The organism is Actinoplanes sp. NPDC051537 (assembly GCF_055586105.1).
Genome location: NZ_JBVJIU010000011.1, coordinates 106,437 through 128,441 on the forward strand (window position 1 = coordinate 106,437; position 22,005 = coordinate 128,441).

At 72.8% G+C, this 22,005-nt stretch carries 18 protein-coding genes and 1 pseudogene; 9 read left to right on the plus strand and 10 right to left on the minus strand.

Features of this window, described 5'->3' with window-relative positions:
• Nucleotides 1-207: 207 nt before the first annotated feature.
• The 9 genes and pseudogenes from ACZ6TB_RS26765 to ACZ6TB_RS26805 all read right to left on the minus strand — a co-directional run bounded on the left by ACZ6TB_RS26765 (nt 208) and on the right by ACZ6TB_RS26805 (nt 11,801).
• Nucleotides 208-594, minus strand: a complete 387-nt coding sequence (locus tag ACZ6TB_RS26765; RefSeq protein ID WP_465558179.1) for a DUF3040 domain-containing protein — start codon at nt 592-594, stop codon at nt 208-210.
• A gap of 99 nt (nt 595-693) precedes the next feature.
• The gene (gene dinB / locus ACZ6TB_RS26770) at nt 694-1,989 is read right to left on the minus strand and encodes a DNA polymerase IV (RefSeq protein ID WP_465558181.1); all 1,296 of its coding nucleotides are present in this window, start codon (nt 1,987-1,989) and stop codon (nt 694-696) included.
• 38 nt (nt 1,990-2,027) lie between these two features.
• Entirely contained in the window at nt 2,028-3,143 is a 1,116-nt protein-coding gene (locus tag ACZ6TB_RS26775; protein ID WP_465558616.1) for an alkaline phosphatase family protein, read from the minus strand.
• A gap of 35 nt (nt 3,144-3,178) precedes the next feature.
• Nucleotides 3,179-3,925: a class I SAM-dependent methyltransferase gene (locus tag ACZ6TB_RS26780; protein ID WP_465558183.1), complete on the minus strand. Its 747-nt coding sequence runs from the start codon at nt 3,923-3,925 to the stop codon at nt 3,179-3,181.
• A gap of 55 nt (nt 3,926-3,980) precedes the next feature.
• Nucleotides 3,981-4,367: an SSI family serine proteinase inhibitor gene (locus ACZ6TB_RS26785; protein ID WP_465558185.1), complete on the minus strand. Its 387-nt coding sequence runs from the start codon at nt 4,365-4,367 to the stop codon at nt 3,981-3,983.
• 42 nt (nt 4,368-4,409) lie between these two features.
• On the minus strand, nt 4,410-7,805 hold the full coding sequence (locus ACZ6TB_RS26790) for an error-prone DNA polymerase (RefSeq protein WP_465558187.1): 3,396 nt from the start codon (nt 7,803-7,805) through the stop codon (nt 4,410-4,412).
• A 30-nt stretch (nt 7,806-7,835) separates the two neighbouring features.
• A complete protein-coding gene (locus ACZ6TB_RS26795; RefSeq protein WP_465558189.1) occupies nt 7,836-9,761 on the minus strand; it encodes a DNA polymerase Y family protein in 1,926 nt (641 codons plus the stop codon).
• Nucleotides 9,762-10,061: 300 nt separating this feature from the next.
• Nucleotides 10,062-10,704, minus strand: a pseudogene (locus tag ACZ6TB_RS26800) (hypothetical protein); the annotation flags it as partial.
• 596 nt (nt 10,705-11,300) lie between these two features.
• Nucleotides 11,301-11,801: an SAV_6107 family HEPN domain-containing protein gene (locus ACZ6TB_RS26805; RefSeq protein WP_465558191.1), complete on the minus strand. Its 501-nt coding sequence runs from the start codon at nt 11,799-11,801 to the stop codon at nt 11,301-11,303.
• A gap of 434 nt (nt 11,802-12,235) precedes the next feature.
• On the opposite strand from ACZ6TB_RS26805, the gene ACZ6TB_RS26810 reads away from it, so the two are divergent.
• Nucleotides 12,236-13,129 (plus strand): bifunctional helix-turn-helix transcriptional regulator/GNAT family N-acetyltransferase, encoded by an 894-nt coding sequence (locus ACZ6TB_RS26810; RefSeq protein ID WP_465558193.1) that lies wholly within the window; start codon nt 12,236-12,238, stop codon nt 13,127-13,129.
• On the opposite strand, the gene ACZ6TB_RS26815 is transcribed toward ACZ6TB_RS26810, so the two are convergent.
• Complete coding sequence (locus ACZ6TB_RS26815) at nt 13,094-15,037, minus strand: APC family permease (protein WP_465558195.1); 1,944 nt, start codon at nt 15,035-15,037, stop codon at nt 13,094-13,096. The two genes, ACZ6TB_RS26810 and ACZ6TB_RS26815, sit on opposite strands and share 36 nt — an antisense overlap.
• A gap of 75 nt (nt 15,038-15,112) precedes the next feature.
• Between ACZ6TB_RS26815 and ACZ6TB_RS26820 the strand changes: the two genes are divergently transcribed.
• The 8 genes from ACZ6TB_RS26820 to ACZ6TB_RS26855 are packed head-to-tail and all read left to right on the plus strand — an operon-like array spanning nt 15,113 to nt 21,927.
• Complete coding sequence (locus tag ACZ6TB_RS26820; protein ID WP_465558197.1) at nt 15,113-15,925, plus strand: SDR family NAD(P)-dependent oxidoreductase; 813 nt, start codon at nt 15,113-15,115, stop codon at nt 15,923-15,925.
• 7 nt (nt 15,926-15,932) lie between these two features.
• Nucleotides 15,933-16,949 (plus strand): aldo/keto reductase, encoded by a 1,017-nt coding sequence (locus ACZ6TB_RS26825; RefSeq protein WP_465558199.1) that lies wholly within the window; start codon nt 15,933-15,935, stop codon nt 16,947-16,949.
• A gap of 5 nt (nt 16,950-16,954) precedes the next feature.
• Complete coding sequence (locus ACZ6TB_RS26830; RefSeq protein WP_465558201.1) at nt 16,955-17,428, plus strand: YbaK/EbsC family protein; 474 nt, start codon at nt 16,955-16,957, stop codon at nt 17,426-17,428.
• Between the two features lie 6 nt (nt 17,429-17,434).
• Nucleotides 17,435-18,094, plus strand: a complete 660-nt coding sequence (locus ACZ6TB_RS26835) for a monooxygenase (RefSeq protein WP_465558203.1) — start codon at nt 17,435-17,437, stop codon at nt 18,092-18,094.
• Nucleotides 18,091-18,669: a GNAT family N-acetyltransferase gene (locus ACZ6TB_RS26840; protein WP_465558205.1), complete on the plus strand. Its 579-nt coding sequence runs from the start codon at nt 18,091-18,093 to the stop codon at nt 18,667-18,669. The genes ACZ6TB_RS26835 and ACZ6TB_RS26840 overlap by 4 nt, the downstream gene beginning before the upstream one ends.
• On the plus strand, nt 18,666-19,427 hold the full coding sequence (locus ACZ6TB_RS26845) for a carotenoid biosynthesis protein (RefSeq protein WP_465558207.1): 762 nt from the start codon (nt 18,666-18,668) through the stop codon (nt 19,425-19,427). Before ACZ6TB_RS26840 ends, ACZ6TB_RS26845 begins: the two co-directional genes overlap by 4 nt.
• Nucleotides 19,415-20,509: a glycosyltransferase family 2 protein gene (locus tag ACZ6TB_RS26850; RefSeq protein ID WP_465558209.1), complete on the plus strand. Its 1,095-nt coding sequence runs from the start codon at nt 19,415-19,417 to the stop codon at nt 20,507-20,509. Before ACZ6TB_RS26845 ends, ACZ6TB_RS26850 begins: the two co-directional genes overlap by 13 nt.
• Entirely contained in the window at nt 20,506-21,927 is a 1,422-nt protein-coding gene (locus ACZ6TB_RS26855) for a phytoene desaturase family protein (RefSeq protein ID WP_465558211.1), read from the plus strand. The genes ACZ6TB_RS26850 and ACZ6TB_RS26855 overlap by 4 nt, the downstream gene beginning before the upstream one ends.
• Nucleotides 21,928-22,005 lie beyond the last annotated feature (78 nt).

A 22,005-nucleotide genomic window follows, 5' to 3' on the forward strand; every position in this document is an offset into this window, starting at 1 on the left:
CGCGTCCGTTGCCCGGCAAGCGCATCCGCCGGGCCGATCCAGCGGCGCCACATCATCCGAAATCCCGCAACCACGCCCGCCCACACGCCGTGTTATGGGCGCATTGACAAACGGCGATGGCGGCCGGTGGCCGCCATCTGCCGGTCGCTGCGCGTCTCGGACGCCAGCGTGTTCAGGACTGCGCGCTCGTCAGCGAGCGCGCCTGGGTCAGCGGTGTCCTTCCGGGCGCTGACGCCAACGGTCCTCGAGCCGATCGATGAATCCTGCCTTGCGCGTCTGGCGGGTGCGGCGACTCGCGGTGCCGCCAACGGCGTGGAGATCGGGTGCGCTGCCCTTGCGACGGGACTGCATCGCGAAGGCGGCGGAACCGAGCATGACCACGAAACCGCCGACGCCGAGCAGCGTGTTGCTACTCACCGTTCCGTAGACGACCAGGGCAAGACCAAGGATGATCACGAAGGCGGCGACGAGGAGCCGGCGCCGTGCGTGGAAACGCGGGTCGCTGGCCCGCACAGCCGAGGCGAACTTGGGATCCTCGGCAAGCGACCGCTCGATCTGATCGAACAGCCGCTGCTCGTGCTCCGAGAGCGGCACGGCATTCCTCCCCGGGCGCATATCCGATCCCGAAGCCGGGGTCGGAGTGAAACAAGGTAGGTGGCGCGGGACAGCCGTCGGCTGCCTTATCGAGCAAGTCTACGAGGGGGTGGGCGGCTCGGAAAGCGGGACGACCGTCCGCTGGGGGTGATTTTCGGTGCGGCGGAGATCGCTTCGTCCCAAAAGACTGGCTGGACCGACACTTGCGCGGCCGAATCGGGCGGCCACGGCGTCGGCCGCGGCCTCCGCCTCGCGCCAGCCGCGCTCCGGTTCGCCGAGGCTGAGCTGCCGCGACGTGGTCGCCGCCGGGGTCAGGCCCTCGACCCGGACGCCGAGCAGCCGGATGTGATCGGTCGCACCGAGCGCCTCGAACAATCCCCACGAGATCTCGAAGATCTCACGCGCCACATCGGTGCTCGTGGGCACCGTGCGTGACCGGTTGACCGTGCGGAAGTCGGCAAGCCGGACCTTGATCGCCACCGTGCGGCCGACCTGGCCACTCGCGCGGAGCCGGGCGCCGGTCTTCTCGGACAGCGCGAGCAGGCTGCGCCGCAGCACCTCGCGATCGGCCACGTCGACGTCGAAGGTCATCTCGGCGCCGATCGACTTCTCCTCGCGCTCGGGCGTGACCCGGCGCGGGTCGCGACCCCAGGAGAGCTCGTGCAGGTGGGCGGCCGCGGCCTCGCCCACCGCGCGGCGAAGCATGCCGTACGGCGCGTTGGCCAGCTCGCCGACCGTCGTCAGCCCCAACCGGCGCAACGTCTCGGCGGCCCGCTCCCCCACGCCCCAGAGCGCGTCGACCGGCAGCGGGTGCAGGAAGTCGAGCACCATGCCGGCCGGCACCACGAGCATGCCGTCGGGCTTGGCCCGGGTCGACCCGAGCTTGGCCACGAACTTCGTCGGCGCGACCCCGACCGAGCAGGTCAGCCGCTGCTCCTCGAACATCCGCTCGCGGATCTGCCGGGCGATCACCGCGGGCCGGCCGAGCAGCCGCTGCGCGCCCGCGACATCGAGGAACGCCTCGTCGGACGAGAGCGGCTCGACTAGCGGCGTCACGTCGCGGAAGATCGCCATGACGGCGGCCGAGGCGGTCGCGATCGCCGGCCCGTCGACCGGCAGGAAGATCGCCTGCGGGCAGAGCGCCTTGGCCCGCATCGTCGGCATCGCGCTGCGCACCCCGAACCGGCGGGCCTCGTAGCTGGCCGAGCTCACCACGCCGCGCGGGCCGATGCCGCCGACCACCACCGGCTTGCCCCGCAGCTCGGGCCGCGCCCGGACCGCCACCGACGCGAAGAACGCATCCATGTCGACGTGCAGGATCGTGCACCCCGCGTCGTCGGCCTCCGGACCGAACCGCGGGTCGCGCCCCCGAGGCACCACCTGACTACGTCCCACGCCAGGGACCCTAGCCGCACCCTCTGACAAAAAAGGTGTCAGCGGGCGATCAGCAGCGGGATCGCCATCTCGGCCGCCGTCACCGAGCCGTGGTACGCGATGAGCTTGCCGACGACGGGCGGTTCCCAGCCGGTCGCCAGCGCCACCGTGCGGTCCAGGCAGATCACGACGATCTCACCGATGCGGCCGAGATGAGCGTCCGGCACCGGCCCGTACCATCCCTGCGCGATCGCCTCTTCCCGGCTCAGCACCCACGCACCCGAGCCGAGCACGCCCCGCCAGGCGTCGATCACGTCGTCCCGGGCGCCGTCGGCGGTGTAGAGATAACGGACCCGCGGCTCCCCCGCCACCCCCGTCACGCCCGCCGCCAGATCCGGAATGTCGGCCATGTCGGTGCGGCCCTCGAGCGGGACGTTCAGCTGACCGTGGTCGGCGATGACCAGCAGCGCCGACCGTGGCGGCAAACCGTGCACGAGCCGATCGAGCAGCCGGCCGACCCCGACGGCCGCGGCCTGCCACGACGGCGAGTCCACCCCGTCCTGGTGTCCGTAGTGATCGAGGTCCGGGTGATAGCCGTAAACGAGCCCGGGCCCGGCCGCCAGCGTCGCGAGCATGCCGGCCGCCAGTTCCTCGGTGTTCGAGGCGCCGACGTAGGTGGCGCCGCGGTTGGCCGAGACGCTCAGGCCGCTGCCGTCGTACTCGGGCTTGTTGACCACCGTGACCGGCAGCCCCGCCGCGGCCGCCGTCTCGAACCGTGTCGGCACCGGCTGCCAGGCGCGCGGCTCGGGATCGTTCTTCCACTGGATGTGGTTGAGCACGCGCCCGTCCGGCCGCCGCGTCGTGAAGCCGAGCACCCCGTGCGCTCCCGGCAGCGCGCCCGTCCCGACGGTCACCAGGCTCACCGGCGTCGTCGAGGGGAAACCCGCGGTCAGGCGGCGGCTCCCCGGGGCGAGATCTTTCACCACGGGGGCGTACGCGGAGACCAGCGGCACCTGGTACGCGCCCAGTCCGTCGACGAGCAGCACCGCCACCCGGTCGACCCCGTCGAGCGCCGGCGCGAGCCCGAGCACGTCGGTCGTGCCCGGCACACCCAGCACGGCGCAGACGCTCGGCAGCAGGTCGGCCAGGCTGCCGGTGCCGTAGGCCGGGCGCATCGGCACCAGGGCGTCGGGCCCGAGCCGGTCGCCGTTCACCGGCGGCGCGCGAAGAGGTGCAGCTGGGAGGCGATGTCGCGGAACGGCGGCCGCGCCGAGAGCGCCAGTTCGAGCTCGAGCAGCGTCTGCGGGTCCTCCTCGACCACCGCCGCCGGGAGGAGATCGGCCAGCACCCGTACGCCGTGGGTCTCCTCGACCTCGAGCCCCGCCGTGCGCAACAGGTCCGCCGCCGAGTCCGCGTCGTATCGCCGGCGCAGCGTGTCCCGGGCCCCGGCCCGGCCCTCGGGGTCGGTGACCAGCGCGGCGGCCGACCGCAGATGCCCGTTGATCGCCCGGCCGAGGATCGCCGCGGCCCGGCTCGCCACCAGCACGCTGACCGCGCCGCCCGGGCGCAGCGCCGCGGTGATCGCCGCGACCACGTCGGCCGGGTGGTCGACCACCTCGAGCACCGCGTGGCAGAGGATCAGGTCGACGCTGCCCGGCTCGATCAGCCCGGCCAGCGCGTCGCCGTCGCCCTGCACCGCGCGCACCCGCCCGGCCACCCCGGCGTCGGTGGCCCGCCTGGTGAGCGCCGCGAGCGCGTCGGGGCTGGCGTCGACCACGGTGACCGTGTGCCCGGACTGGGCCAGCGGCACGGCGAAGCCGCCGGTGCCGCCGCCGACGTCGACCACGGTCAGCGCGCGGCCGGCGTGGCGGTCCAGCTCGCGGCGGAGCACGGCCCAGACGGCGGCCGTGCGGGCGGAGACGAGCGGTCGGGCCGTACGCGTCGATGCGGTTTCCACACGGGCAGCGTATCGGCCTCGCTCATCCGGCACCGGTAGCGCACGGCCCCCGGTTTCAGAAGGCCACGAGTGGCCCGAGCGCCCGCTTCATCTCGCAGCTGTTGCCGTACCGGTGCGTCCACTCGACCGTGGTTCCCCGCCACTCGCCGGCGACCTCGGCGGTGACCGGCTGGTAGATGAGGATGCAGGCGGTGTGCGCCGGCTCGATCCGGCCGGGATCGCCGTCGACGGCGGCCAGCTCGGCACACGCGTCGGCCGCCTTCGGGTGGCCGCCGCCGGCCGGACCGCATTCGAGCCTGACCGCGGAGGCGAAGCCGGCGTCCGCCCGGTAGCTCACGGTCAGCTTCGACTCCGGCTCCCCGCGTCCGCCGCCGTCGCCGTAGCCGGTGGGCGGCCCGGCGGCGAGCACCGCCGCGACCAGGCCGATCATCGTGGGGATCATTGCGCGCTCCCATTTATCCGACAAATCCGACAAATGGGTACGCTACCGGAAGTCACGGGACGCGGGGGTGACCGGTGGGCTGGCCGCCTCCAACCGGTCCGCGACCAGGTTGAGCACGCCCTCGGCCTTCTCCAGCCGCCCCCGCACGACCAGCGCCGAGCTCGTCCGGGCCACCCGGCGGTACCGCTGCCACAGCCCCGGCGAGCAGGTCACGTTGAGCATCCCGGTCTCGTCCTCGAGGTTCACGAACGTCACCCCGCCCGCGGTGGCCGGCCGCTGCCGATGGGTGACGATCCCGCCGACCCGGATGCGGGTGCCGGCCTCCACCCGCCCGAGCTGCGAGATCCGCAGCGCGCCGACCCGGTCGAGCTCGGCCCGGATGAACTGCGCCGGGTGCGTCTCCGGCGACAGCCCGGTCGCCCACACGTCCGCGACCAGGCGATCCACGTCGCTCATGCCGGGCAGCATCGGCGCGTCGGTGCCGGTCACGGTCCCCGGCAACCGGTCCGGCTTGTCCTGGGCCGCGGCGCCCGCGGCCCACAACGCCTCCCGGCGCGACAGGCCGAAGCTCGCGAAGGCGTCGGCCGTGGCGAGCGCCTCCAGGTGCGCGGTGGTGCACCCGGTGCGGCGGGCGAGATCGGTCATGCTCCGGTACGGCCCGTGGGCCCGCCGTTCCTGCTCGATCGCCTGGGCGAGCTCGTCTCCCACCGTACGGATGCGGGAAAGCCCTTGGCGGACGGCCGGCCCCCCGATTCCCCAGGCGTGCGGCGGCTCCCCCTCCTCGCTTATCGCCCGCGTCCGCGGGGTTCGCTCCAGGGTGGCCGCGGCGTCGCTGAGGTTGATGTCCGGCCGGCGCACCTCCACGCCGTGCCGCCGCGCGTCGTCGACCAGCGTCTGCGGTGAGTAGAAGCCCATCGGCTGGGCGTTCAGCAGCGCCGCGCAGAACGCGGCCGGGTGGTACCGCTTGAGCCAGGCGCTGACGTAGACCAGGTAGGCGAAGCTGATCGCGTGGCTCTCCGGGAAGCCGTAGTTCGCGAAGGCGCACAGCTTCACGTAGAGGTCGTCGGCCAGCTCGCCGGAGATGCCGTTCGCCGCCATGCCCTGATAGAGGCGCTCGCGCATCTCCTCCATCTTCTTGACCGAGCGCTTGGATCCCATCGCCCGCCGCAGCTTGTCCGCCTCCAGCGGGGTGAAGCCGGCCGAGTCCATGGCGAGCTGCATCAGCTGCTCCTGGAAGAGCGGCACCCCCAGCGTCTTCTCCAGGGCGCGGGCCATCGTCGGGTGCGGCATCTCCCACTTCTCGATGCCGTTCTTTCTCCGGATGTACGGGTGGACCGAGCCACCCTGGATCGGACCGGGCCTGATCAGCGCCACCTCGACCACCAGGTCGTAGAAGACCTCCGGCTTGAGCCGGGGCAGGGTCGCCATCTGCGCGCGGCTCTCCACCTGGAACACGCCGACCGAGTCGGCCTTGCACAGCATCTCGTAGACCTCGGGATCGGCCGGCCGGATGTCGCCGAAATCCAGCTTGTCGTCGATCATGTCGAAGGCGTAGTGCAGCGCCGAGAGCATGCCGAGGCCCAGCAGGTCGAACTTGACCAGGTTGATCGCCGCGCAGTCGTCCTTGTCCCACTGGAGCACCGTGCGGCCCGGCATCCGGCCCCACTCGACCGGGCACACCTCGCTCACCGGCCGATCGCAGATCACCATGCCGCCCGAGTGGATGCCGAGGTGCCGCGGGAAGGTCTGCAGCTCATTCGCGAACGACACCACCTGCTCGGGTATGTCGTCGATGTCCACCGTGGCCACGCTGCCCCAGCGGTCGATCTGCTTGCTCCACGCGTCCTGCTGGCCGGGCGAGAAGCCGAACGCCTTGGCGACGTCGCGGACGGCCGAGCGCGGGCGGTACGAGATGACGTTCGCGACCTGGGCGGTGTGCCGCCGGCCATGGCGCTGGTAGACGTGCTGGATGACCTCCTCGCGGCGATCCGACTCGATGTCGACGTCGATGTCCGGCGGCCCGTCCCGCTCCGGCGCCAGGAACCGCTCGAAGACCAGGTCGTACTCGAAGGCGTCCACATTGGTGATGCCGAGCGCGTAGCAGACCACCGAGTTCGCGGCCGAGCCCCGGCCCTGGCAGTAGATGTCGTTCTCCTTGCAGAAGTTGACGATGTCGTAGACGACGAGGAAGTAGCCCGGGAAGTCCAGGTTCTCGATCATCTGGAGCTCGTACTCGAGCTTCGCGTAGACCTCGGGCACCTCGTCGGGGAGGCCGTAACGGGCCCGGGCGCCGCGCATGGCCAGCTCGCGCAGCCAGCCCATCTCGGTGTGGCCCGGCTCCGGGATCGGGAACGCCGGCAGCTGCGGCGCCACGAGCTGGAGGTCGAAGGCGAGCGCGAGGCCCAGCTCGGCGGCCCGCTCGACCGAGCCCGGGTAGGCGGCGAAGCGGCGGGCCATCTCGGCGCCGCTGCGCAGGTGGGCGGTGCCGGCCGCGGGCAGCCAGCCGTCGATCTCGTCGAGGCTGCGCCGGGCCCGCACGGCCGCGACCGCGGTGGCGAGCCGGCGACGGGCCGGGATCGCGTAGTGCACGTTGTTGGTGGCGACCGTCGACAGCTTCCGCCGCCGCGCCAGCTGGTACAGCACGTCGTTGCGGTCACCGTCGTACGGGTCGCCGTGGTCGGTCAGCTCGACCACGACGTGCTCGGCGCCGAACAGCTCGGTCAGCCGGTCGAGCTCCCGCGCGGCCGCCTCGACACCACCGGTGGCGAGCGCGTGCGGGACGAGACCCTTCCGGCAGCCGGTCAGCACCATGACGTGATCACGCAGCCGCTCGGCGATCCGCTCCACGCCGCCGTAGTCGGGCTTCCCCTTCTCGGCGCCGGTCAGCTGACCCTCCCCGATCGCGCTGCCCAGCGCCGCGTAACCGGCCGCGTCCTTGGCCAGCACCAGCAGATGCTGCCCCTCGGGGTCGGGTTCGCCGTTCTGCGGCCTGGTCAGCCCCAGCGACAGCTCGGCCCCGAAGATCGTGGGCAGTTCCAGGTCGCGGGCGGCCTCGGAGAAGCGGACCACGCCGTAGAAGCCGTCGTGGTCGGTGACGGCCAGCCCGGTGAGGCCGAGACGGGCCGCCTCCTCGGCCAGCTCCTCGGGGTGACTGGCGCCGTCCAGGAAGCTGAAGTTGGTGTGACAGTGCAGTTCCGCGTACGGGATGGTGGGCTCTTCCCGGCGAACCAGCGGGGGCGCCTGATAGGGCTGCCGCTTGCGGCTCCAGACCGGCGAGTCACCACCGTCGGCGTCGAAGGCGAGCGGGTCGACGTGGAACGGCTTCGGCGTCTCCTTCCCGATCTGCCGGATGTCGTCGCCCGTGGGCGGCTTGACGGGTTTCCCGGTGAGCGCGGCCTCCAGTTCGGACCATGGCTGCTTCGGATTGTGGAAACTCATCCCGGCCTCCGCTCAGTCGTGGATCGCCTCTCAGTCATAGATCGCCTCGATCGCCCAGTGACCGGCGGCGAGCGAGAGCAGCAACGCCCGGCCGTCCGTGAGCGCCACCTGGAAGCGCGCCCGGCGCCGGCCCTCGCCGGTCGCCCACCAGCGCTCGTCCACCGGCCAGGGTCCGGCCCACCCGCTGATCTCGACCGGGCCGCCGCGCTCGACGATCAGGGAGGCGGGGTCGCCGGTCAGCTCGAGGCGGGCGCTGACGCCGACCGGGGCGCCGGCCGGATCGAGCACCACGGCGGGGATCGGTTGCAGCGGGACCACGGCCGGGGCCGGCTTGGGCAGGCGACCGGGCCAGGGCGGCAGCGCCGGGGAGGCCGGGGCCGGGCGGCGGCCGGGGCCCTTCCGCCGTACCGGCGGCACCGCGATCACCGTGAGGCCGTCCACCGGAGGCCCTGCCTCCTCCGCCCGCCCTGCCTCCTCCGCCCGCCCTGCCTCCTCCGCCCGCCCCGCCTGCTCTGTTCGCTCCGCCCAGCTCTCCCACTCGCCCGGCTTTTCCCTTTCCTCCGCGCGCGCCGCCCGGCGGGACGCCAGGTCGATCACGTCGGCCGGCCGATCCCCGGTTTCCGGCGGCGCGTGGTCGATCGGGGGCGGGGTGAAGTTGAAGACCAGGGCCGGCGCCTCGGAGCGGGCCAGCAGCGGGACGACGCCGACGCCCGGGATCGGATCGGCCTGCGGGGCGGCGGGGCGGGCCGGGTCGCGTTCGTCGCCCCAGGGGACCAGGCGGATCTGGTCGTCGGCCGAGCGGCCGCCGCCGAGGACGGCGGTGACCAGGGATTCGGGGCCGAGCAGGCCCTGCACGCGGCTGAACGCCCGGTGGGCGCGCTCGCGGTCGGCACCGGCGTCGCCCCAGAGGCCGGGCTGGAGTCCCAGGTGGACGAGCACGCCGTCGGGAATGAGCCGCAGCCGCACCAGGCCGGCGGTCGGCCGGGTCGCGGCGCCGCGGCGGGCGCCGGTGAGCCAGCCGTCCAGCTGCCAGCGGACCCGCTCGGCGATGGCGGCCGCGGTCAGGGTGCCGTCGTGCCGCCACACGCGGTGCAGCTCCTGGCCGTCCGCGGTGACCGCCTCGATGCCGAGCCGGGTGCAGGCCAGCCCGTGCGCGGCGAGCTTGTCGTGCAGGCGCTCGGCCAGCGCCTTGCCCGCGAACGCCGCCACGTCCACCCGTTCCAGCGGCTCGTCGTAGGTGTCGGCGACATCCAGGTCGGGCGGCGGCTGCCGGACCTGGAGCGGCCGATGGTCACGCCCCGAGGCGAGCCGATGGGCGAGCGCCCCGTCGAAGCCGAACCGGCTCAGCACGTCCCCCGCCGGCAACGCCGCGAAGCCACCGAGCGTCTGCACGCCCAGCCGCTTGAGCAGGTCGACCAGCTCGGGCCGTTCCAGCGCCGCGATCGGCATTCCGGCCAAAAATGCGGCGGTCTCCCCCGGCGCGACGATCAGCCCGTCCCGGGCCGCGAGCCCCGCCGCGAACACCCCGTCGGCGATCCCCACCTGGCTCTCCACCGCACAGACCTGGGCGATCTGCTCGACGATCCGCTCGGCCGCGGCCTCCTCACCGCCGAAGTACCGGGCCGGCCCCCGGGCCGCGAGCGCGCAGGCCCCCGGCCGGATCACCTCGACCCCGACCGCAACCTCTTCCACGGCGGCGACCACGGCCTCGTACGCCCGGGCGTCGCGCCCGGCGTCATACTCGACCACCACCAGCTTCGGGCACCGGCTCTGCGCCTCGCGCCGCCGCAGCCCCCGCCGCACCCCTTCCTGCCGCGCCGCTTCCGAGCAGGCCACCACCCGGTTCTCCCGCAACACGACGACCGCCCCCGCCCCCGGCACCCCGTCCACGATCTCGGCCGCGATGACCGGCCAGTCCGGGCACCACACGAGCAGAGTCCGAATCTCCTCGCTCACGTCACACCACCGCCGCCGAACCCTGCCGCCACCCAGCCCGCTGCCGCCCGCTCCCCGTCGCCGACTCCGCCGCGTTGGCTACCGTCGCGTTGGCTGTCTTTGCCCCCGCCCGCCACCCCCGCGCAGGCTGGCGCAGGCGCTGGCGGGAGGAGCCGAGCGCGGAAGCCGGGCGGGCGACGCGGGCGGTCTTCTCCGCGGGGGTTGGCCGGCGGGACGGGGTGGGATCGGTGGCCGGGCGGTCCTCCGGGTGGTCGTCCGAAGTGGTGGGTGGGGGCGGCAGAGTGAACGGGCTGATCGTGACGCCCGGCATCCACATCGTCAGCTCCTTGGGGCGGGCGGCCGCGCCCCGGCCGCGGGCCCGCACCGTGATCTCGCGGCGGCGCAGGCGGCCCCGGCCGTCGCCCAGGCCCTCCCAGCGGCCCTCGGTGACCTCGAGGGTGACGTCGGCGCCGGTCCAGTGGCCGAACGGCACCAGCACGCTGCCCCGCTGCCGGGCCCGCGCCACGAGGCGGCTTGCGATCGTGGGGGCCACCGGGCCGGGGACGGCGGCGACCACCACGTCGACGCCGTCGATCAGGGCGGCTACGACGGTGGGCCAGTCGGGGCCGGGGTTCGGCACGAGGGCCAGCCGGTCGAGGGCGATGCCGGTCTCGGCGGCGGCGAGCGCGCCCAGCGCCGGGACGCCGACCACCGCGCACCAGGAGCCGGTTCGCGAGGCCTCGCCGAGCAGCGCCAGCAACAGGGACGTGCCGCCACTGGCCGGCGCCGCGCGCCCGGTCGCGACCGCGACGGTGCTGCCCCGGCGCAGCCCGCGACCGGGCAACAGGCCGCTCAGCTCGGGCGACACCGGCAGCACCCGGTGCACACCCGGCTCGGCCGTCTCCCCGGCCGCCCGGACCAGCTCCGCAAGGGCGGCCGCACCGTTGATCATGCGTCCCGCCATCGTTCCCCGCTCCGTGTTGCCGTGTTCCTCTCCATCCGGCCGATCCGGACGGACGTTCTCAGTTGCGCCTTCCGCCGCTCACCCGGACCGCGTCGACCCGATATTTCCGATAAATCGGGCGGGTCACGAACGGCCGGACGGGTTGCTCAGCCCGAAACCCGAAGCCGAAACCCGAAGCCGGAGACCGAAGCCGGAGCCGGAGCCGGAGCCGGAGCCGGAGACCGGAGCCGGAGACCGGAGCCGGAGACCGGAGCCGGAGACCGGAGCCGGAGACCGGAGCCGGAGACCGATGGCCCCGGAGACCGCCGGCCAAACCGGCAAAGCCAAGGCAAGCCGGGTTGGCAAGCGGCCCGAGGCGGGTCGCGGCGGCCTCGCTCAGATGCGAGCGAACCCGACGGCCAAAGGCAAGCCATCCAAGTGGGGTCGCGGCGGGGGCCGACTCGGGTTCGAGCGAAACCAGGCACCGCCACCGAAGCCCGGACCACCGGACGCAGAAGCCGAACCGCCCAGGCCCGGATCGCCGGAGGTAGAAACCCCGAAGGCGGCCATCGGTCCACCCGGGCCGACCCACGCCGACCGGCCCGGACGGGACGCCCTCAGGCGGCCAGAGGTGGCTGGTAGCTCAAGCCCAGCGACGACTCGACCACGGTCACGAACTGCTCGGCCGCGCGCAGCAAGTCGTCTGCCTCTCGGGGGCTCACCACGCGCGGGATGCCGGCCTCGGCCGCGGCCCGCTTGGTGGCGCCCAGGGCGAAATAGCCGGCCCAGTCGGCGAAGTCGGGGGCCACCAGCACCAGCAGGGACCACACGCTGGTCACCTTGCTGCGGCGGCTCGGGGCGGCGGGACGGGCCCGCGCGGCCAGCACCGCGGCCGCGGCGCGCAGGGCGGCCAGGTGGGCCGCGGCGTAGCGCAAGCCGTCGGGGCGGGTCAGCGCCGCCTCGGCGAGGCCCTGCCGGGCGATCGCCAGCAGCTGGGCTGGTGTGCGGTGCGGCAGCATGTGCGCCGGGACCGCGGGGGCCTCCGCCTGCACGGCCGAGGTCGGCGCGTGTGCCAGGGCGGGGGGCCGCAGAAGGGCCGGCGCCGAGTTGCTCGCCATAGGTCGTTCTCCTCGCATGTGTCGCATCCGACGTACCGCTAACCGATGGGTCGAACCGATCGCTGCGGAGGAAGACGCAGCGCCGCGTGCGGCGAGCCGGCCGGGCGTGAAGCTTCCCCACACCACACCCGGCCGGACCATGCCGGCGGGTCCGTCGCCCACCACCCGGGGGTCGGGGGCGGCGGGCGACGGTCCTGCCTTGTCCGAGGGCGACCGGACCCGCGAATGCCCGGAGCCTCTCTCTGTGCGGCACTTCGCGGGCGCCGCACCCCGGGAGCCGTGCCGCGAAACACCACTCCCGGAGCCAGTCCGGGTGTTCGAAGCATTTGAGGGTGCTTTCGAACATCCGTTCTAACTGATTCAGAGACTAGCACGCCTGTACGACAAAAACAGGCGGGGCTTCTCTCGGAAAATTCTCTGACTATAGTCAGAGAATGGACCAGATCGAGCGAGTCCGCGACTTCAACCGCTACTACACGCGCAGCCTGGGCGTCCTCGGCGATCACTACCTGGGGCTGGAGCGGCCCTGGAGCGAGTCGCGGCTGCTCTTCGAGATCGGGGACGGCGCCGACCTGCGCGATCTGCGCGTCCGGCTCGGCCTCGACTCGGGCTACCTGAGCCGCATGCTGCTCTCGCTCACCAAGCAGGGCCTCGTCACGGTGCGGCCCCACGACCAGGACAAACGAGTGCGGGTCGCGGGCCCGACCGCCGCCGGCCGGGCGGCCCGGGCCGAGCTCGACGACCGCGCCCGCGAGAGCGTCGAGGAGATGCTCGGCCGGCTCACCCCGGCCCAGCGCGACCGCCTGATCGACGCCCAGGAGCAGGTCCGCCGCCTGCTCCGGATGGCGGCCGTGGAGCTCACCGTGGTCCCCGACGACGACCCCCGGGCCCGCGCGTGCCTGAAGCAGTACGCGACCGAGCTCGACGCCCGCTTCCCCGAGGGTTATAGCGAGAGCGCCCTCCTCCGCCCCGGCGAGCTGGCCGAGACCGGCGGCGAGTTCGTGCTGGCGATGGAGGGAGAGACTCCGGTCGGCTGCGGCGCCTGGCAGCACCTGCCCGACAGAACCGTAGAAATCCGACACCTGTGGATAAGTCCGGAAGGACGAGGCGCGGGGCTCGGCCGCCGCCTGCTCGACCGCTTGGAGGCCGGCGCGAAAACGGCCGGATTCAAAACGATCCGGCTCGGCACCCACTCGTCACTGCCGGAGGCGGCGAACCTCTACCGCAGCCACGGATACCGGGAGATCCAGGCGTACAGCGACTCCTCGTACAACCAATTGAACTTCGAGAAGTCAGACCCCGCCCACGTGGATCACCGGACGGCGTGACGGATCGGGCTCGCTCTTGCGGATGATCTCGCGCACCACCGGCGCCGTGTCGCCCCGCCCCAGCAGCAGATAGCGGAACAGGTGCACGAGCGGGCTCCCCTCGGCCCAGGCGAAGTAGCAGTGCGGCTGCACCCCGGTCGCGTCCCGCAGCGCCAGCAGCACGGCGGCGATCGCGTTCGGCGCGGCCGGGCTCCCCACCCGCAGCACCCGATGACCGTCCACCTCGGCCCCGCGCACCTCGAGCGCCTCGCTGAACTGCGACGGATCGACCACGTCGACCTCGAGGAAGAGCACGTCGTTGCGACCCGGCACCGGGTTCATCCGGCGCTGCTCGGACTCCTTGTGCACGTACTCCCCCGCGTCGCCGAACTCCCGCCGGTTGGCGACGATGTCGAGCTCGCCGTCGTTGGCGATCGAGTCGGCGATGAAGCGGCGGGCCGCGGGATCGAACTCGATCCGGTCGGCCCGCAGCTCCGTGGTACGGCTGACCCGGGAGATCAGCGAGACCACGATGATCCCGGCGACGAACACCGCCGAGATCGCGATCCCGTCCGGCTTCTCGATGATGTTGTCCACCAGCGCGTACACGAGAATCAGCGTGAGGATCGCGAAGCCGGCGCCCGCCCCGCGATGCCGGGCCCGCAGGGCCGAGATCGTCACCGCGACCGCGCCCGAGACCATCATCGCCAGGATGCCGGTGGCGTAGGCGCCGGCCTGCGCGTTCACGTCGGCGCCGAAGAAGATCGTGATGCCCACGCTGATCGCGGTGTAGACCAGCACGACCGGCCGCACCGCGCGTCCCCACTCGGGCGCCATGCCGTAACCGGGCAGGTAGCGGGGCACGATGTTGATCAGGCCGGCCATCGCCGAGGCGCCCGCGAACCACAGGATCAAAATGCTGCTGATGTCGTACGTCGTGCCGAAGACCTCGCCGAGCTTCTCGTGCGCGAGGTAGGCCAGTGCCCGCCCGTTGGCCGCGCCGCCCGGCTGAAACTCGGCCGGCGGGATCAGCACCGTGGTCACGAAGCTGGTCGCGATCAGGTAGACGCTCATGATCAGCGCGGCCGTGGTGAGCAGCTTGCGGGTGTTGCGGATGCGCGACTCGGGACCGTCCGCCTTGATCAGCGGCATCATGCTGACCCCGGTCTCGAAGCCGGAGAGGCCGAGCACCAGCGCCGGGAAGGCCAGGACGGACGGACCGACCACGCTGAAGAACCCGCCGGACGGGAGCGCGTCGACCCAGGTGGACAGCGCGCCCGGGGTGCCGAAGACGTCGGCGAGGCCGACCACGGTGATCACCGCGTTGAGCACGAGGAAGATCGCGACCAGCGGGATCGCCACGCCGACGGCCTCGCTGAAGCCGAGCAGGAAGACAAAGCCGAGGATCAACAGCAGAACGACGGTGATGAGTACGGCGTGACCGTGCAGAAATCCGGGAAGATACGGATTTTCCGACATATGGACGGTCGCATCCGCCGCCGACAACGTGATCGTGATGATCCACGAGGTGCAGACGAAGCCGAGCAGCACGAGCACGAAGACCTTGCCCCGCCAGAACGGCAGCAGATTCTCGAGCATCGCCACCGACCCCTGCCCGTGCGGGCTCTCCCGGGCGACCCGCCGGTACATCGGGAGCATGCCGAACAGGGTCAGCGCCACGATCAGCAGCGTGGCCAGCGGGGAGAGCGCGCCGGCCGCCAGCGCCGCGATCGCCGGCAGATAGGAGAGGGTGGAGAAGTAGTCGACCCCGGTCAGGCACATGACCTTCCACCAGGCCTGCTCGTGGTCGGTCTGGGCCGACTCGGGACCGACCGGCTGCACCCGATGGGCCAGCAGCCATCGGCTCACGCGATGGCCCGGCACGTACGGCCGCTCGGGGCTCTGCACCACGGCGGGCACGTCGATCATCTTTTTCTCCACGGTAGAAAGAAGCGAGGTGCCAGGATGCACCACGGGTGCGACAGATAGATGAAGGGGTTGTGGATGGACCGGACCATCGTGATCACGGGCGCCAGCTCCGGCGTGGGCCTCGCCGCCGCCGAGCAGCTGGCCGCGAGGGGCGAGAACATTGTCGTCGTCGGCCGCAATCCCGAGCGCCTGGCCGAGGCGGTGCGGCGGGTGAAAGCCGCGGGCAACGGACGCGAGCCCGGGCAGCACCGGGCCGACTTCGAGTCGTTCGACCAGGTCCGCGGCCTCGCCGAGCACCTGCTCACCGCGTACCCGAAGATCGATGTTCTGGCCAACAACGCCGGCGGGATCATCGGCGAGTACCGGAAGACGGCCGACGGCTACGAGGCCACCGTGCAGGGCAACCACCTGAGCCCGTTCCTGCTCACCCACCTGCTGCGGGAGCGCCTCTCCGGCGCGCGTGTGATCAACACCGCCTCCGAGGCGCACCGCGAGGGCCCGCCCGACCCGCGGAACCTCGTCGGAGACCCCAAGACCTACAAGGCATTCCGCACGTACGGCGGGACGAAGTCGGCCAATATCCTGTTCACCTCGGAGGCGCACCGCCGGTGGCCGGACGTGTTCAGCGTCTCCTTCCACCCCGGCGTGGTCCGCTCGAACTTCGGCGACGGCAAGGCGATGCGCCTGTTCTACCGGTACGCCCCGTTCCTGACCACCCCGGAGAAGGCCGGTGAGCTGCTGACCTGGCTGGCCACCGCCCCCGAAGAGGAGCTGGTCGCCGGCGGCTACTACGTGGGCCGCGACGTGAAGCAGCCGAAGCCGCACGCCGCCGACGCCGCCCTCGCCGCGGGATTATGGGACGCGAGCGCCGCGGCCGTGGGGTTATAAAGGCCGGATGAGATATCGGACGCTGGGGAACAGCGGTCTGCGCGTGTCCGAGTTGATTCTCGGCGCCATGACGTTCGGCGAGCAGGGCGGGGTGGGCGCGCCGCTCGAGGAGTGCCGCAAGATCCTCGACGCGTACGCGGAGGCCGGCGGCAACACCGTCGATACGGCGATCAACTACCGGGACGGGCAGAGCGAGGAGTTCCTCGGGCAGCTGCTGGACGGGCGGCGGGAGTCGTTCGTGCTGTCCAGCAAGTACACGAGCACCCGCAACGCGGACGACGCGAACGCCGGCGGCAACGCCCGCAAGAACCTGCGCGCCTCGCTCGAGACCAGCCTGCGCCGGCTGCGGACCGACTACCTGGACCTCTTCTGGGTGCACGTGTGGGACAAATCCACGCCCATCGAGGAAACCATGCGAGCGCTCGATGACGCCGTACGCGCGGGAAAGGTCCTTTATGTAGGCATCTCCGACGCGCCCGCCTGGATCGTCTCGCGCGGCCAGACCCTCGCCGAGTGGCACGGCTGGAGCCCGTTCACCGCGCTCCAGGTCCCGTACAACGTGATCGACCGCGACATCGAGCGCGAGCTGCTCCCGATGGCCGAGTCGCTCGGCATCGGCGTCACCGCGTGGAGCCCGCTGGCCGGCGGCATCCTGTCCGGCAAGTACACGCGGGCCGGCGGCGTCACCGGGCCCAGCCGGCACGACCCCGGCAACCTCACCGATACCCAGCGGGCGGCCGCGGTCGCCGTGCAGCAGGTGGCCGACGAGATCGGCGCCACCCCGTCGCAGGTCGCGATCGCCTGGACGGCCGCGCGCTCGCGGGCGATCGTCCCGATGATCGGCGCCCGCTCGCTCGACCAGCTGCTCGACAACCTGGGCGCGATCGACGTGACGCTCACCCGCGAGCAGGTCGACCGGCTCACCGCGGCGACCGATTTCGCCCGCGGATTCCCGCACGACTTCATCGACGGCATCGCGCCCTGGGTGTTCGGCAAGGGTCTGATCAGCGAAGAGACAGAATAGGCGGCATGGAATCCCATCCGAACGTGGTCGCCGTGCGCGAGGCACTGGAGGCGGCCGGAGCCCGTACGTCCGAGGTCGTGGTCCTGGACGAGGCGGTGCACACCGCGGTGGCCGCGGCCGAGGCGCTCGGCGTCGAGGTCGGCCAGATCGCCAACTCGCTGATCTTCGACGCCGAGGGCGAGCCGCTGCTGGTGCTGACCTCGGGCGCGCACCGGGTCGACACGGCCAAGGTCGCGGCCGGCCTCGGCCTCGCCAAGCTGCGCCGGGCCACGCCCGAGTTCGTCCGCGAGCACACCGGCCAGGCGATCGGCGGCGTCGCGCCCCTCGGGCACCCGAAGCCGGTGCGCACGCTGGTCGACGTCGAGCTGGCGAAGTACGACGTGATCTGGGCGGCCGGCGGCGTGCCCCGCGCGGTCTTCCCGATCACGTACGCCGAGCTGGTGCGCGTCACCGCGGGCACGCCGGCCGAGGTGGCCTGACGCCGCATGCCGGTCACGCTGCACGTGTGGCGGGTGCCGCGCCGCCGGGTCGCCGCGGCCATGGTGCGCATCGGCCTCCAGCGCCGCCCGCCCTCCGCCCGTTTCGTGAAGTTCCTGGGCACGGGCACCGGGTTTGAAGTCAAAGATGCGGATTTGACGCGGTACGCCGCGGTGACCGTCAGCGAGGAGCCGCTGGAATTCCCCGCCTGGGACCGCCTGTCCGTACAACGCGCCACCGTCGACCTCGAGCCGCTCGCCAGCCGGGGCACCTGGTCGGGCGCGACGCCGTTCGGACCCGACAAAAGCCTCAAATCGGATGGCATGGTCCTGGCGCTGACCCGCGCCCGGCTCCGGCCGACCCGGGCGCTGACGTTCTGGCGGGCGATCCCCCCGGTCGTCCGCGAGCTCGACTCCGCGCCCGGCCTGCTGGCCGGCTTCGGCGTCGGCGAGGCGCCGATCGGCTGGCAGGGCACGGTCAGCGTGTGGCGTGATGCGGCGGACCTGACGCGGTTCGCGTACCGTCAGCCGGAGCATCGTGCGGTGATCGCACGCACACCGCGCGACCGGTGGTACGCCGAGGAGCTGTTCGCCCGGTTCGCCGTACGCGGCATCGCGGGTGACCGATCGCTGCTGGGGTGGCGCGGAGAAGGGCAGACTGAGGTATGAGGCTCGTTGCGTGGCAGCCGGACGACCTGCTGCGACGACTCGACGACGTGGTCGCCGTCTACGGCGAGGCGATGGGCTACCGCCAGGAACTGCTCCAGACCCGGCGCGGCTACATCGGCGCGCACGTCCGGCGGGCGGGGTTCCGGGCGGTCGCCACGCTCACCACCGACGGGCGGCTCGCCGGCTTCGGGTACGGCTACACCTCCGGCCCCGGTCAGTGGTGGCACGACCAGGTGCGCTCGGCCCTCGACGACCAGTCCCGCGAGCACTGGCTGACCGACTGCTTCGAGGTCGTCGAGCTGCACGTGCGGCCGGCCGCCCAGGGCCACGGGATCGGCGCGCGCCAGCTGCGGGCGCTGCTGGCGATGGCCGACGGCAAGACCGTGCTGCTGTCCACGCCGGAGGCGGACGAGCAGAAGTCGCGGGCGTGGCGGCTCTACCGCCGGTTCGGCTTCGTCGACGTGCTGCGGCAGTTCTACTTTCCCGGGGACGAGCGGGCGTTCGCGATCCTGGGCCGGGAGCTGCCGCTGGCGGATCGACCGGCCGAGGACTCGCCGGGAATAGTCGGCATTTGAGCCGGAAAATCATTCCTTGGTCGCTTTTGGCGGCCCTGGTGCTGGTCCAGATCTGCTATCCGCTGACGCACGGCGGGGCGCGTGCCTTCGCCACTGTTTTAACGGTCTTAATCGGATATTTCCTGTCGGTCGCCCACGCCGCGCTCACCCGCGGCCCCCGCGCGGCCGCCGCCCTCGTCCTCACGGCCACCCTCGGCGGCTTCGCGGTCGAGGCGGTCGGGGTCGCGACCGGCTTCCCGTTCGGCACCTACGACTACTCCGGCGAGCTCGGCCCCAAACTTCTGGACGTCCCGCTCATCATCCCGCTGGCCTGGACGTGGATGGCCTGGCCGGCCTGGCTGGCGGCGACCCGCCTGGCCACGAACCGGCCGGCCCGCGTCGTCATCGCCGGGTTCGGCCTCGCCGCCTGGGACGTCTTCCTCGACCCGCAGATGGTCGCCGAGGGTTACTGGCGGTGGCAGCACGCCACGCCCGCGCTGCCCGGCGTCCCCGGCATCCCGATCGGCAACTACCTCGGCTGGCTCGGGTTCGCCCTGCTCCTGATGACGGCACTGGCCGCGGCCGGCGGCGAAAGCGTGAAAACCCCGTCCCCCGCCGACGCGCCGATCATCACGCTCTGGTTCTGGACGTACGCTTCCAGCGTGCTCGCCCACGCGGTGTTCCTGGACCTCCCCGGCTCCGCCGCCTGGGGCGCCCTCCTCATGGGCGCCGCCGTCCTCCCCCTGGCCGTAGTCGGGTGGCGCCGATGGTCTGGCTGACCCTCCTCCCCTGGCTCCTGCTGACCGGCCACACGGCCGTCAACGCCCTCCTCCTGCGGCGCCTCCCCGCGACCGGTCACACGGACGAGACGATCGCCGTCCTCCTCCCCCTGCGGAACGAGGCCGATCGGGTGACCCCCTGCCTCGAGTCCCTGCTGGCCCAGCGCGGCGTGCCGAACCTGACCATCTACGTCCTCGACGACGGCTCGACCGACGACACCGCCGAGGTGGTGCGATCCGTCGCGGGCGACAAGGTCCGGCTGCTGACCGGCGCGCCGCTGCCGCCGGGCTGGCTGGGCAAGCCGCACGCCTGCCACCAGCTGGCCGCGGCCGCCGGCGACGCCGACCTGCTGTCCTTCGTGGACGCCGACGTCGTGCTCGAGCCACACGCGCTCGCCACGGCCGCACTCCTGCTGCGCCGGCACGACCTGGCGCTGCTCTCCCCGTACCCCCGGATCACCGGAACCGGCCGCCTGGTCCAGCCCCTGCTGCAATGGTCCTGGCTCACGTTCCTCCCCCTGCGCGCGATGGAACGGTCCCCGCGGCCGTCGCTGGCCGCCGCCGGAGGTCAGTGGCTGATGGCCGATCGGCCGGGTTACGTCGCGTCGGGCGGCCATGCCGGCGTCCGCGCCGAGGTCCTCGAGGACATCGCCCTCGCCCGTCAGATCAAGCGCGCCGGCGGCCGCATCGCCCTCGCCGACGCGTCCGGCCAGGCGACCTGCCGCATGTACACCTCCTGGCCCGGCCTCACGGCCGGATACACCAAGTCGCTCTGGGCATCTTTCGGCTCCGGTCCGGCGGCGGCTCTCGTCGTGGTCCTTCTCCTTTTCCTGTACGCGTTGCCGCCCGTCGCCGCCTTCGCGCTGGCGCTGGCCGAGCGCCGTGACCTCGCCGCCGTGGCCGTGGCGGCCTACCTGCTCGGCGTGGCCGGCCGCGCGATCGCCGCCGCGGCCACCGGCGGCCGCCCGTGGCCGGACCCGCTCGCCCACCCGGCGTCGATCGCCGCGTTCGGATGGCTCGTGGCCCGGTCGTTCCGGCTGCGTGGCCAGGGCCGCCTGGCCTGGCGGGGGAGGTCGCTGTGAGCCACATCGTCGTGATCGGCGCGGGCGTCGGCGGACTGGCCGCCGCCATCCGGCTGGCCGAGGCCGGCCACGAGGTCGAGGTGCACGAGCGCGCGTCGTCCCCCGGCGGCAAGCTGGCTGTCTTCGAACGGGACGGCTTCCGCTTCGACACCGGCCCGAGCCTGCTGACCCTCCCCCAGGTCTTCGACGATCTGGGCCTCGGCCTGTCGCCCACGCCGCTCGACCCGGTCGTCCGGCACTTCTTCCCCGGCGGCACGATCCTCGACTCGTCGGCGAACCACGAGGTCTTCGTGGACCGGATCGCGACGGCGCTGGGCCCGGCCGCGGCCGAGGAGTGGCGCCAGTTCTGGCGGCGGGCCGCCCGCATCTGGCGTGCCTCCTGGCGTTCCGTGCTGCGGCACCCGGTCACCCCCGCCACGCTGGCCGGCCTGTCCTGGCGGCTGACCGACCTGGCCGCGATCGCTCCCGGCCGCACCCTGCGCGGCCTGGGCTACCACTACTTCCGCGACCCGCGCCTGCGCATGCTGCTCGACCGCTACGCGACCTACGCCGGCGCCGACCCGCGCCGGGCCCCCGCCGCGCTGGCCGCGATCCCCTACGCCGAGCTCGAGTTCGGCGGCTGGTACCTGCCGGGCGGCCTGGGCACCCTGGCCGGCGCGCTGGCCGACCGCTGCGCCGCTCTCGGCGTACGGCTGAAATATGATTCCGAAGTTGCCGGTGTCGACCCATCCGGCGTGCGCCTGGCCGACGGCTCCTTCGCCGGCGCCGACGTGATCGTGTCCGACGTGGACGCCCTGACGCTGTACCGCGACCTCGCGCCCACCCCGTCCCGCCTGAGCGCCCTAACCGACCGCAGCCTGGCCGGCTTCGTCCTGCTGCTCGGCATCCGCGGCGCGACCCCCGCGCTGGCCCACCACAACGTCTTCTTCCCGAGCTACTACGACGCCGAGTTCGACGCCATCTTCGGCGGCCCCGCCCACCGAGCCCGCCCCGCCGACGACCCCACCGTCTTCGTCACCCGCGCCGCCGACCCCACCGTCCACCCGCCCGGTTGCGAGGCCTGGTTCATCCTCGTGAACGCCCCCCGCCACGGCACGGCTTGGCAGGCCGTCGACTGGACCCGCCCCGGCCTGCCCGAGGCCTACGCCGACCACATCCTGTCGGTCCTGGCCCGCCGAGGCGTAGACGTCCGAGACCGCATCCTGTTTCGCGAGATCCGCACCCCCGCCGACCTGGCCACCGCCACCGCCACCCCCGGAGGCGCCATCTACGGCACGACGGGCGGCCTGCTGCGCCCACCCAACCAAGGCCCGTTCCCCAACCTGTACTTGGTCGGCGGCTCAGTCCACCCCGGCGGCGGCCTCCCCATGGTCACGTTGTCAGCCGAAATCGTCGCCCGCGAGATAGGCCCCGCCTGAGCCCTTTGCTCTGCTCACCTATACGCGCATCCCCCGCCTGAGCGCTTTGCTCTGCTCACCTATACGCGCATCGCCCGC